This window comes from Allorhizobium sp. nf9_anc, assembly GCF_056323085.1.
On sequence record NZ_CM150481.1, the window covers coordinates 788415 to 800651 of the forward strand.

8 protein-coding genes are annotated in these 12237 nt (G+C 61.1%); 2 read left to right on the forward strand and 6 right to left on the reverse strand.

What is annotated here, in order from left to right; translation table 11 throughout:
• Positions 1 to 65: 65 nt before the first annotated feature.
• The 4 genes from AC02Y0_RS03595 to AC02Y0_RS03610 all read right to left on the reverse strand — a co-directional run bounded on the left by AC02Y0_RS03595 (position 66) and on the right by AC02Y0_RS03610 (position 5803).
• Complete coding sequence (locus tag AC02Y0_RS03595) at positions 66 to 989, reverse strand: response regulator (protein WP_476382461.1); 924 nt, start codon at positions 987 to 989, stop codon at positions 66 to 68.
• The gene (locus AC02Y0_RS03600) at positions 982 to 4365 is read right to left on the reverse strand and encodes a hybrid sensor histidine kinase/response regulator (protein ID WP_476382463.1); all 3384 of its coding nucleotides are present in this window, start codon (positions 4363 to 4365) and stop codon (positions 982 to 984) included. The genes AC02Y0_RS03595 and AC02Y0_RS03600 overlap by 8 nt, the downstream gene beginning before the upstream one ends.
• Positions 4366 to 4467: 102 nt before the next feature.
• A complete protein-coding gene (locus AC02Y0_RS03605; protein ID WP_476382465.1) occupies positions 4468 to 4926 on the reverse strand; it encodes a DUF5680 domain-containing protein in 459 nt (152 codons plus the stop codon).
• A 139-nt stretch (positions 4927 to 5065) separates the two neighbouring features.
• Positions 5066 to 5803, reverse strand: coding sequence for a DUF1194 domain-containing protein (locus AC02Y0_RS03610; protein WP_476382467.1), 738 nt, complete (start codon positions 5801 to 5803; stop codon positions 5066 to 5068).
• Between AC02Y0_RS03610 and AC02Y0_RS03615 the strand changes: the two genes are divergently transcribed.
• Entirely contained in the window at positions 5788 to 7551 is a 1764-nt protein-coding gene (locus AC02Y0_RS03615) for a winged helix-turn-helix domain-containing protein (RefSeq protein WP_476382469.1), read from the forward strand. The genes AC02Y0_RS03610 and AC02Y0_RS03615 overlap by 16 nt on opposite strands.
• On the opposite strand, the gene AC02Y0_RS03620 is transcribed toward AC02Y0_RS03615, so the two are convergent.
• On the reverse strand, positions 7517 to 10060 hold the full coding sequence (locus AC02Y0_RS03620) for an HWE histidine kinase domain-containing protein (RefSeq protein ID WP_476382471.1): 2544 nt from the start codon (positions 10058 to 10060) through the stop codon (positions 7517 to 7519). The genes AC02Y0_RS03615 and AC02Y0_RS03620 overlap by 35 nt on opposite strands.
• Positions 10029 to 10604: a biliverdin-producing heme oxygenase gene (locus AC02Y0_RS03625; RefSeq protein ID WP_476382473.1), complete on the reverse strand. Its 576-nt coding sequence runs from the start codon at positions 10602 to 10604 to the stop codon at positions 10029 to 10031. Before AC02Y0_RS03625 ends, AC02Y0_RS03620 begins: the two co-directional genes overlap by 32 nt.
• A gap of 248 nt (positions 10605 to 10852) precedes the next feature.
• Between AC02Y0_RS03625 and urtA the strand changes: the two genes are divergently transcribed.
• A complete protein-coding gene (gene urtA / locus AC02Y0_RS03630) occupies positions 10853 to 12142 on the forward strand; it encodes an urea ABC transporter substrate-binding protein (RefSeq protein WP_102018252.1) in 1290 nt (429 codons plus the stop codon).
• Positions 12143 to 12237 lie beyond the last annotated feature (95 nt).

Below are 12237 nucleotides of genomic sequence, written 5' to 3' on the forward strand. Positions count from 1 at the left end.
TTCGACTGCCTACTGCCTACTGCCTACTGCCTACTGCCTACTGCCCACTGCCTACTGCCCACATTTTACGTCTCGCGCAGCACATTTGCGGCCTTCACGGCAGCCGAGGCGCGGTTTTCGACGCCGAGCTTGGAGTAGATCTGCTCGAGGTGCTTGTTCACCGTGCGTGACGACAAGCCCAGGATTTCGCCGATATCTCTGTTGGCCTTGCCCTTGGCGATCCACAGCAGGACTTCGCTTTCGCGGTGCGTGAGGCCGAAGCGTTCGCGCAGCATCTCGTCTTCGCTCTGGCGGTTGGCGGAGGTGAGGCGGAAGAGATATTCGTCGGCACCGATCGTGCCTAGCAGGGAGAGCGTCAGCGGCAGGCCGGTGGCTCCGGGATAGGCGAAGCTGGATTCGCCCTGGGCAGGGCTGCCGGCACGGCGGACGGAAAGCCAGGCGGCGGCGGCCTTCGCGACGTCGCCGATTCCGTCTGCGTGGCCCGTCGCGGTCTCGATCAGCCGGTTTGCCTGGGGCGTGGTCCAGTGCACCTGGCCGTCACCACGGATGGCGAGCAGGTGGCGGCCGGCGGCATCGAGTGCCACACGTGCGCTCTGGGCCGAGCGGGCATTGGACAGATGAACCCGGATGCGGGCGCGCAGCTCGTCGATGTTGATCGGCTTGGTGAGATAGTCAACGCCACCGGATTCCAGGGCTTTGACGACGTGTTCGGTTTCCGTCAGGCCGGTCATGAAGATCACAGGCACCTGGGCGACGACCGGATCGGCCTTTAGTGTGCGGCAGGTCTCGAAGCCGTCCATGCCGGGCATGACGGCATCGAGCAGGATGAGGTCGGGGCTGATGCGGGCGACGATCGAGAGGGCGCCGTGGCCGGAGGTCGCAATCAGCACGGAATAGCCGGATGCCTCCAGGGCTTCGGTGAGAAAGCCGAGCGCATCGGGACTGTCGTCCACGAGAAGCACGATATCGCGGCGGTTCGCCTCAGCCATGGATCGGCTCCCTGCCGGTTTCGAAGGAGGTCAGGAAACCGCGAAGCCCTGCTAGGTCGAAAGCCTGCACATGAGCGCGGGCCGCGTCGACGAAGGCCGTATTGTTCCCCAGCCCGCCAAGTTCGGCGAGTTTTGCCTCGATGCCGCGCACATAGCCGATATCGCAAAGGCTGATCAACTCCTCGATATGGCCGGGGCCCGGAGATACCGGTTTGTCGGGCAGCGTTGCCGGCAGCAGCAGGCGCGGATCGTCGGCATAGATCCAATCCAGCCCGAGGAAGCGGGCCAGCTTATCGCGCAGCCGGGTGATGTCGACGGGTTTGGTGATTGCGTCGTCATGACCTTCGCCGCCCGGGGCAGGGGCGTCGCCGACATTGGCAGACAGCATCAGGATCGGTGCCTTCTGGCCGGCATCGCGCAGCTTCTCGACCAGTTGCCAGCCGTTCATGCCCGGCATCGAGATATCGACGAGGAAGAGGTCCGCCTTCACGCCTTCGACGAGGGTCAGGCATTCCGGCCCGCCGGCGGCGGTCAGCACGACGAAATCGAGCGGGGCCAGAACCTCCCGCATCAGTTCGCGGTGATCCTCGTTGTCGTCGACGACCATGATGGTGCGACGCGGGCCGGTGTAGGAGACGATCTTGCGTTCAGGGGCAGGCGCCGTGTTCGGACGGTCGATGGTCGAGAGCATCAGACGGATCTTGAAGGTCGAGCCCTTGTCGCGCTCGCTGGTGACCGAGATCTCGCCGCCAAGCGTGTTGGTCAGGAGCTTGGTGATCGTCAGTCCAAGGCCCAGCCCCGGCATCGGGCGAACATTGTCGGCCTCGCCGCGCTGGAAGGGTTCGTAGATCCGGTTCAGGTCCTTTTCCGAGATGCCGCGACCGGTGTCGCTGACCGTGAAGGTAGCCACCTGGCTGCGATAGTCGACGCCAAAGCGGATGGTACCTTCATCGGTGAACTTGATCGCGTTGGAGAGCAGATTGACTAGGATCTGTCGCAGCCGTCGTTCATCGGTCCGGACATAAAGCGGCAGGTTTCGGGAGCGCTGGTGCTCGAAGAGAATGCCCTTGGCCGCAGCCTGGGGGGCGAACATATCGATCAACTGGTCGAGGAAATCCTGGATGTTGACCTCGTTGGAGAAGACCTGCAGGCGGCCGGCTTCGATCTTGGAGATATCGAGGAGCCCGTCGATCAGACCCGACAAGTGGTCGGCGGAGCGGCGGATGACCTTGATCGCCGACTGGCGCGGCACGGGGATCGTCTCGTCGCGCTCGAGGATCTGGGCGTAGCCTAGCACCGCATTCAGCGGTGTGCGCAGCTCGTGGCTCAAGCCGACGACATAGCGGCTCTTGGCGCGGTTGGCTGCCTCAGCGGTTTCCTTGGCGTTCTGGAGCGCTGCGTCCGTCTTGCGGTGGGCCGCTATCTCCTTGAGCAGCAACGTGTTCTGGCGAGAAGATTCCTCCTCGGCGACGACGCGGCTGTCATGGGCGAGCACGTAGAACCAGGAGACGATGCCGGCGATGATGGCGAAGATGAAGAAGACGACGGTCACCGTGCGGTTGACCACGTCGGTCATGTCGGGCGTCGCGGCATTCACCTGATGGGCAATCAGCGCCAGGATGCCACCGATGACGGAGATCGACACCAAGGCGGTCAGCGCATAGCGGCCGAGACGGGTCGAGAAGGTTTCGAGCATCGCCTCGGGCAGGAAGGCGCGCGCCACTGTCGCGGCCTGTGCGTTGATCTTCGCATGCGGCTTGCACATGTCGTGGCAGCGGCTGTCAAGCGTGCAGCAGAGCGAGCAGATCGGTGCCGCGTAGGCGGGACACCAGGCCATGTCCTCCGGCTCGAAAGGGTGTTCGCAGATCGAGCAGGTGATGCCCGTTTGGTTCTTCCAGCTGTGGCGGGGTTTGCGGGCAAGGTAGAATTTGCCTTCCGTCCACCAGGCGATGAGCGGCGAAATGAGGAAGGCCACCAGGGTGACATAGGTCGAGAGCGACGCCATGAGGTCGCCGAAGGTGCCAAAATGGGCGGCGAGCGACAGCCCTGCCGACAGCGCCATGGTGCCGCAGCCGACCGGATTGATGTCGTAGAGATGGGCGCGCTTGAACTCGATGCCGGGCGGTGAGAGGCCAAGCTTCTTGTTGATGAAGAGATCGGCGGAGATGGCGCAGAGCCAGCTCATGGCGATGATCGAGAAAATGCCGAGCGTCTCTTCGAGCAGGCCGTAGATGCCAAGCTCCATCAACAGGAGCGCGATCGCCACGTTGAAGACGAGCCAGACGACGCGGCCCGGATGGCTGTGGGTCAGGCGCGAGAAGAAATTCGACCAGGCGAGCGAGCCCGCATAGGCGTTCATCACGTTGATCTTGAGCTGCGAGATGACCACGAAGCCGGCCATCAGCAGCATGGCCGCTGTCTCGTTCGGCAGCATATAGCCAAAGGCCGCCACATACATGTGGGCGGGGTCGGCCGCCTCGCTGATCGGGACGCCGGTCGAGAGCGTGAGGACCGCGAGGAAGGAGCCGGCGAGCAGTTTCGGCACGCCGAGCACGACCCAGCCGGAGCCTGCGAGGAAGATCGCGATGCGGTGATGCAGCTTGCGCGCACCCTCCGGCGGCAGGAAGCGCAGGAAGTCGACCTGCTCGCCGATCTGCGGCATGAGCGCCAGGATCACGGCGGAGGCGGCGCCGAATTCCAGGAGATCGAAGGGGGCCGCCTGGCCGAGATGGGCGTTGGAATGGTTGATGCCGGCAAAGGCGCGCCAGAGGTCGATCTTCTCCCAGTCGAGGAAGGCGATGAAGACAAAGGGCAGGATGTTCAGCACGATCCAGAAAGGCTGGGTGAGCAGCTGGAACTTCGAGATCATCCGGATGCCATAGGTGACCAGCGGCAGAACGACGATCGCCGAGATGATGTAACCGAGCCAGAGCGGAATGCCGAAGGCGAGTTCCAGCGCCTTGGTCATGATCGATGCCTCGATGGCAAAGAGCATGAAGGTGAAGGCGGCATAGATCAGCGAGGTGATGGTCGAGCCGATATAGCCGAAGCCGGCACCCCGGGTCAGCAGATCGATGTCGACGCCGTGGCGGATCGCGTATTTGCTGATCGGGATCCCGACCAGCAGCATCAGGATGGCGGCGACGATGATGGCGAAGAAAGCGTTGGTCGTGCCATAGGCAATGGTGATCGTGCCGCCGATCGCCTCCAGCGCTAGAAACGAGATGGCGCCGATCGCGGTCTGGGAGATCCGGCTTGAGGAAAACTTGCGGGCGCTCTTGGCGGTAAAGCGCAGCGCATAGTCTTCCAGCGTCTGGTTCGCGACCCAGCGATTGTATTCGCGACGAACGGGGATGATGCGTTGGCGTGCCGGCATGCCTAAAATCTAGCGCCTTTTGTGGATTGGCTTTCCTTTAGGCATTTTCACGGGATTGTCCAGAATAGCAAGGGCAGAGAAAGGGCTAGCCGACAGTTGGTGTCATGGCTTTATAAGGCCGCCATGATAGTCGAGACGATAGGCGAGCCGGTCGTTGACGAGGATGCGTTCGACGCCCTGAAAACTCGCCACGTCGCCGATGGATTCATCGATATATTCGCCAAGTGCATGCTGAAAACTGAAGCCGCCGAGAAAGCGGTTCTGCTGATAAAGCGCGATCAGCGCCTGCTTGATGATGGAGCCCGCCTTCTCCGCGTCGAGCCGGTTGGGATCGATGATGCGACCGTAGTAGTTGAGTGCCCAGACGGGGCTTCCATCCTTCCAGACCACTTCCTGGCCGATGAAATCCGTGCCGCCGAAATAGCTGTCGAGATAGCGGAAGGGACCGCATTCGTAGCGCAGATCATGGGCCGCCAGACGTGAGCCTTGCGGTTCGGCGGCTTTGCCGCCGACATAACACGCGGCCTTTGCGTCAACGATGAACTGTTCGAGTGCGCGCATCGATTCTCTCTCTGCCCTTGGAACAAAGAGAGAACTTAAAGTTGCCGGTCGCCGTTGACAACCCTGCCTCGACAGGGGTTTTCGAGCTAATCTGTGCCTAAGCAGGCAAGTCCTACAGCGGGTTCACACCGGCATTGCTTCAAAACGTCGATCGTCTGCCGCCGCGTTCTCCCGCGGCCAGCAGCATGCTTTGCATCACAAGCCTGGGATAGGTGCTGATGCCGGGCGAGGCGGCAGCAAAAGCGCCCCTGCCTGCAACGACGTGCTGTTTCAGATAGTCTGTCGCAGCGTCCGTCATGTCTCCGCCGTCTGGCGCAAATGCCACAGCGTTGATCGTATAGTCCTCCCGCTGATACCGGTTCTTCGTGCTTCTCGGCGGTTGCCTGTCTTCATCCGCGTAAACAGTCGAGACGTTGATGATCTTGTTCCTTGCGGCAAAGGGCATCGTCCGCATCGCTTCATGGGCGAGGTCGATGGCGTCAACCGGCGAGGCTGATGCATTGGACGCCGGGACTTCGGCCTTTGCCGTCGCTGCTTCGATCATTCCGGCGGCTTCGCGCGCCTTGTCCGCAGAGCAGATCACGATCCAGGGGAGGATGGTTTGTGCGCGTCCATCGCCCGACCATTCCAGGTAGTGAAGACCCAGGCACCGATCGTTGGAAAGAGCCCGATCGGCGAATGCCGGTGACTTAAGTGCAGCGACATGGGCGCTGATCTGCGCTGCCCGTTCTACAGCTGTCACATATATAGAATTTTCAACCGCCAGCACTATCGCAGTATCCACGGTTGACCGTTGCCTCGCATCCGCTGACGGTGAAGCAACCATCACAATCGCCGTCGTTACGAGCGATGCAAATATTCTTGTTCGCAATTTCATGTTTATGTCCCTCCGCCAATTTCAATTGGATTCCGATCCCTATCTACTGGTATTGGCGAGCCGTCTTTGAACGTCGCGGCCCTTCATTCCGAGGGTCTGTTCATGCAATGCCTTTGTTGCAGAATTATTTGATTTCATCTTTGGTGGGACCAATGAAGCGCTATATCGATCTGCTTTTCGATCAAGACATGACTTCGGCTCAACGAAATGGGGAATTGATCCGTTTCACGAAGAATGAGCGTTTGCTGCTTGAGGCCTTCACGCAAAAGGCGGGGCGCGTGCTGACGCGGGCTGCTTTGCTGGATGCGATTTCAGGCACCGGCTCCGATCGCTCCGATCGCAATATCGACTTTGTCATCACAAGGTTGCGCGCCAAGCTCGGGGACAGTGTCAAGCAGCCGCGCTTTCTCGCCACGCGTTATGGCGAAGGTTATGTCTGGATAGCGCAGCCTGAAGAGGTCGATCTGAGCGACGTCTTCCTCGTGGTCGGCCCGGTTTACGGTCTGGAGGGGGAGGCCTTTGAACCTCAGGTTCGCGAGGTCATCCACCACCTTTGCCATTTGCTTTCGGAACGGCTTGCAAAGCCGCGTACGGTTGTCTTTTCATCCACTCTGGATCCGCGGCAACAGGCGCGCAGCGCCGAGTATTGCCTGGAACTGGCATTCCTCCGGGATGGCGACAAGCTTCACGCCCGGGCCGTGCTGAGGTCTGCGCGCAGTTGGCAGACGGTCAAGGTGTCGAAGCTGCTGATCGACTGGCTGCTTGTAGGTGAAAACGATCAGGGGATCGCGGCGCTTGCGAGTGAAGTGATCGACGAGATGGTCTTCCATGCCTCAGACCGGGGTACGCAGGCGAGCGCCATACCGCTGGAGCTCAGCATGCATGAGGCCGCCCGGATGTTCGGGATGCCGGATCAGGGATGGTTGGACAGCGGCGAGATGCTCGCCCGAAAGCGGGCCGAAGACCCGACCGACGCGAAGGTGGCGGTGATGTGGGCGTCCCATCTCTATGCGATCCTTGTCATCGGACCTGTCACCTTCGGGCTCACCGATGAACGGCGGGAGGAGATCGAGCGAGAAATCGAGGCGACGTGCCTTGGCTGCCTGCCAGACGTTCAGAACAGTCCGGTTTTGAGGGCCTGTATCGCAAAGCTGCTGTTTTTCGTCGACCGCCGCCATCTCGATTTATCCGAAAGCCTTGTGCGCGAAATTTTGGAAAGCCCGGACCTCGAACTCTCGGTCGTCTATCCGCTTCTGGGCCAATTGCGGGCCCTGCGCGGCGAGTTCACGGATGCGTTGCGCTACTTTGACCATGCGCTGCGCACGGCAGAGATCGGCTCGCAGTATCACATCTACATTGCCGTCCTCAGGCTCTCGATGTTCCTGGCATCGGGTCAACGTGAGCAGCTCGAGCGCGAAGCCGAAGCGTTGTATCGGCTCTCGCCCCAGACGCTATACACGGTCGGTATCTTTCTCGGCGGACCCGATGACCCGCTCAGGCCCGAGCACGATGCTGTGCTCACCGCACGCGGCCCGGAGGGGGCACTCGAGATGTTGAAATATCTCTACAATACCTCGGCAAGGCAATTCGCCTCGCCCGTTCACAGGGAGCGGGTCTATTCTGGTTTTGCGTCGCAAGTCGAGCGCAAGTTCGGGGTTCGGTTCGTTCCCCCGGAACTGCGGACCCTTCGCGGTTCGCCGGTTCGGGATGCTCTCAGTGATCCTGCAGGCGGTCCGATAGCGCCTTGACGAGGGCGCTTGCGTCATAGGGCTTGCGCACGACCGGGATCGACAAAAGCTCGTCCGGCACCACCGATCTGTCGTCGTAGCCGGTGGCGAAGACGAAGGGAATGCCGCGTCGGACCAGTTCCTCGGCTACGGGCACGGAGGTGTCGCGTCCGAGATTGATGTCGAGAATGGCAATCGAGGGTGTGAAGGACTTCAGGCGGTTCAGCGCGTCGGTGCTTGAGCTTGCGGTCACGATGACATCGATGCCAGCGTCGGCAAGCATCATCTCCGCATCCATGGCGATCAGCACCTGATCTTCCACGAGCAGGACCGGCAGGCCGGCGATGCTGACGGGTTCAACCGCTGACTGGATATCCATGGCCTGACCCTTCTCCGAACGCGTTGGTTCGCTTTCCCAAGTCAAAAACCGGCCGGGCAGGCGAAACTCTGCATATAGGCCTCCCGGTCGGTAGTCGAGGCTGCTCGTGCCGCCTAGATCGTAAGGGATGCTTCTCTCGATCAGTGCAGTTCCGAAGCCCTTGCGCCCGGTCGGTCCAATCGTTGGACCCCCATTTTCGTGCCAATGCAAGATGCAATCGCCATCCTCGACCTCTTGCCAGGTCACGTCGAGGGCGCCGCCATCGCGCGACAGGGCACCGTATTTGGCGGCATTGGTGCACAATTCGTGGATGACGAGTGCCGCCACCGCATGGGCACGGGCATCCAGCGTGGCCGCGGGGCCGGCAATCGTGATTGTGCTTCGGCCGGCGCGGTAGGGCAGGAGCTCCGCGTCGAGAAGATCGCCAAGCGTGCCACCGCCGCCACCGCGGGTCAGCTGGTCGTGGGCGTGGGAGAGCGCATGAATGCGGCCCCGCAGGGAGCCGATATAGTCGTCGATCGGAACCTGATCCTGTGATGGCCAGGTGACGAGCGACTTGATGACCGCCAGAATGTTCTTCACTCGGTGGTTCAGCTCTTCGTTCAGCATGCGCTGGCGCACGTCCGATTTGCTGCGTTCTTCTTCCATCAGCTCGTTGTGGCGCAGCACGATCTCGACGGTTGCCGACCGGATCGCTTCGGCGATCTCAAGGTCGGAATCGCGCCATGGCGTCGCCTGTCGCTGAACGGTTTCCTTCCACAGGGCGAAGCTCTTGCGCGGCGTCAATCGATCGCCAAGAGGGCCCGTCTCATAGGTCTTTTCCGGATTGCCCGCCCAGTTCAGCGTCTGCAGGCGTTCCTTGCGGAAGAAGAAGAGGTAATCGCGTGGGATCTGCGACAGCGGAACCGCCATGACGCCGGATACGTCTTCGAAATAGTCGGCTGCCGGCGGGTAATCATGCGAAAGTGTCTTCGTCGACCAGATCCGGCCGTCGGCGACATCGCGGATGAAGTGAGCGAGATCCACTTCGCGCCCAGGCGGCGGGGCAGCGCCGATCGCAGTCCAGCGTCCGTTCATCCACATGCCCACGCCATCGCAGGCAAAGAGCGTCTGGAACTCGGGCAGGGCGGCCATCAGGATGTCATCAAGGTCAACGTGGTGCGACGCGGCCTGCAGGAAGCGATCGAGCGACCGGCGTGCTTCATTCGCGATGTCGAGCTTGCGCTTCTGCTTCAGCGCCAGAAGATGGAGCGAAAAGAACTCGCCGAACATTTCAGCGGCGATCCGCTCCGACATGGTCAGTGTCTTCGGCGCATAGTGGTGGCAGGCGATCAGGCCCCACAGGCGGTCGTCGACAATCACCGAGATCGACATGGAAGCGGAGACACCCATGTTGCGCAGGTATTCGCAATGGATGGGCGAGACGCTGCGCAGGTGGGCAAAGGAGAGGTCGAGCGGTGCGGCTTGCTCGTCGGCTTCTGGCACCAGGTTCACCCGCAGTCCACGCGCGTCCGAAATGACGCGGATGGGGTTCTGCATGTACAGGATGCGGGCCTGGCGCGGGATGTCGGTCGCTGGAAAGTACTGGCCGAGGAAGCTCTCCAGGTCGTGGCGCTTGGCCTCGCTCGCGACCTTGCCAGAACCATCGTCCTCGAAGCGGTAGATCATCACGCGGTCGTAGCCGAGCACCGTGCGAACGAGCTTCGCTGATGCGGTGATCAGAAGGTCGATGTCGTTGAGATCCTTGATCCGACCGATCATCTCACGGGCGAGCTGAAGAGGCTGGGTCCGTCTCAGAGACGGCTCGAATTCCAGGATGGCGCCCTGCTTCTGGCGATGGACGGCAACGTCGAAATACCGTCCGTTCTGCAAGGGCAAATGCGCAATGACCGCCGGGCGGCTCGCATCCGGTGCTGCCGCGATCGCATTGCGGATGTCATGGGTCACGTCTTCGCCAAGAAGCTCGATGATCGACACACCGTCCAGACGAAGGGGTCCGCCCAGCATCTCGGACGCATTGGCCGAGTGGCGACGAATGGTCGTGATCGACAAATCGCAGGCGAGAAGACAGCCGTGCGGTTGGATTGATCCGGGAATATGGATCGGCTCGCGATCGCAATTAGTTAGATCGACGGCAGGCGTGGTCAACATTCATCGCGCTTTCGAAAGCATCACGGGCATAGTCGAAAGCGGTGTTTGCCCACCGCGCAGCGGCTCGGTCGTCGTATCCACGCACGTTCTCCATACGATCCGAAAACGCGCGCCAGTTGGAAAAGTTCCGCGCTTGCGAAAAAAGATGTCGGGCACCGAAATCTGCAGAGAAACCAAGTGCCTCGGCCCTTTTCGCGAGGAGCCGGGCGCCGAGAGAGGAGCCTTCCAGCACATAGAGCAGGCCTACCACACCTTCGCCTTCTGGTGGAGAAAATGGGCGGGTGGCAACAGGTTCCGGCGTGTCGAGGTCGGAAAGGTCGGCCTTCAGCTCCTCGTGGACGAGGCCGGGCTGCCAGTCGTTAAAGGCTTGAGGCAGTGCATTGGTCGAAAGCCAGGCCTCCACGGGCAACCGGAAGGCGGCTATACCCTGAAGGTATCGGCGGTAGTCGGCGACCGTCGTGAAGCCGCCAACCATCTCATCAAGTGCGGCATGGGCACTTGCTGTCGCCTGTTTCAGGGCGTCTCGACGGGGTGGCAGCTGCATGGCAATTCCTTCGTTCGGTCGTCCCTTATATATACGACGTCGCCACGGCGCCGAACAAGTCGTCATCGTATCGGGCATCGGCGATGCAGGGCCGAACGTGCCCGGCGGCCGTCCTGTTCCCACTTTTACCCCCCGACCTACGTCAAACGACGTATACGGTTTTGCACTGCGGCATCGGATAGTCCCCTTCAGCAACGGTTAACACTCATTAACCGACCGGTTGCGACCAAGAAGAGGGGATCACAACAATGTCCATGAAGATGAAACTGACAGGCGCGCTGCTCGGCGCCATGCTGTCGACGACGGCCTTCCACGGCGCGTTTGCCCAGGAAGACACGATCAAGATCGGCGTTCTGCATTCGCTGTCCGGCACGATGGCGATCTCTGAAACGACGCTGAAAGACGCCATGCTGATGCTCGTCGAAGAGCAGAACAAGAAGGGTGGCGTTCTCGGCAAGAAGCTCGAAGCCGTCGTCGTCGACCCGGCCTCCGACTGGCCGCTGTTTGCCGAAAAGGCTCGCGAACTGATCGAGAAGGACAAGGTTGCGGCCGTCTTCGGTTGCTGGACCTCGTCCTCGCGCAAGTCCGTCCTGCCCGTCTTCGAAGAGCTGAACTCGATTCTCTTCTACCCGGTCCAGTACGAGGGTGAAGAATCCTCGCGCAACATCTTCTACACTGGTGCTGCTCCGAACCAGCAGGCCATCCCGGCCGTCGACTACCTCGCCGAAAACGAAGGCGTCGAGCGTTGGGTTCTCGCTGGTACCGACTACGTCTATCCGCAGACGACCAACAAGATCCTCAAAGCCTATCTGATGTCTAAGGGCGTTGCCGAAGAAGACATCATGATCAACTACACGCCGTTCGGTCATTCCGACTGGCAGACCATCGTCTCCGACATCAAGAAGTTCGGCTCTGAAGGCAAGAAGACCGCCGTTGTCTCGACCATCAACGGTGACGCGAACGTTCCCTTCTACAAGGAACTGGGCAACCAGGGCATCAAGGCCGAAGACATTCCGGTCGTCGCCTTCTCCGTCGGTGAAGAAGAACTCGCCGGCCTCGACACCGCTCCGCTGGTCGGCCATCTGGCTGCCTGGAACTACTTCCAGTCCGTCGATGCTCCCGTCAATGCCGAGTTCATCAAGACCTGGCATGCCTTCACCAAGAACGACAAGCGCGTGACCAACGACCCGATGGAAGCGGCCTATATCGGCTTCCAGGCCTGGGTTGCAGCCGTCGAAGCTGCCGGCACCACCGAAACCGACGCCGTTCTCGACTCGATCATCGGCGTTGCCGTTCCGAACCTGTCTGGCGGCACCTCGACCGTCATGCCGAACCACCACATCACCAAGCCGGTCCTGATCGGTGAAATCCAGGCCGACGGCCAGTTCGAAATCGTCCAGCAGACCCCGTCTGTCGTCGGTGACGAATGGTCGGATTACCTGCCGGACTCTAAGGACCTGATCTCCGATTGGCGCAAGCCGATGGAGTGCGGCAACTTCAACGTCGCCACCGGCAAGTGTGGCGGCAAGGGTAGCTGATCGGCTTTCTCCTACCTCCCCCTTCAGGGGGGAGGTCATCGCGCAGCGATGGGTGGGGAGATCTTGTCTTTGGTATCGCCCCACCCCGAACCTTC

What these genes read in the sequence shown, in the direction of transcription:
- AC02Y0_RS03595 (WP_476382461.1), bottom strand. Translation starts at nt 989, where the DNA reads ATGGCTGAGGCGAACCGCCGCGATATCGTGCTTCTCGTGGACGACAGT.
- AC02Y0_RS03600 (WP_476382463.1), bottom strand. Translation starts at nt 4,365, where the DNA reads ATGCCGGCACGCCAACGCATCATCCCCGTTCGTCGCGAATACAATCGC.
- AC02Y0_RS03605 (WP_476382465.1), bottom strand. Translation starts at nt 4,926, where the DNA reads ATGCGCGCACTCGAACAGTTCATCGTTGACGCAAAGGCCGCGTGTTAT.
- AC02Y0_RS03610 (WP_476382467.1), bottom strand. Translation starts at nt 5,803, where the DNA reads ATGAAATTGCGAACAAGAATATTTGCATCGCTCGTAACGACGGCGATT.
- AC02Y0_RS03620 (WP_476382471.1), bottom strand. Translation starts at nt 10,060, where the DNA reads ATGTTGACCACGCCTGCCGTCGATCTAACTAATTGCGATCGCGAGCCG.
- AC02Y0_RS03625 (WP_476382473.1), bottom strand. Translation starts at nt 10,604, where the DNA reads ATGCAGCTGCCACCCCGTCGAGACGCCCTGAAACAGGCGACAGCAAGT.
- urtA (WP_102018252.1), top strand. Translation starts at nt 10,853, where the DNA reads ATGTCCATGAAGATGAAACTGACAGGCGCGCTGCTCGGCGCCATGCTG.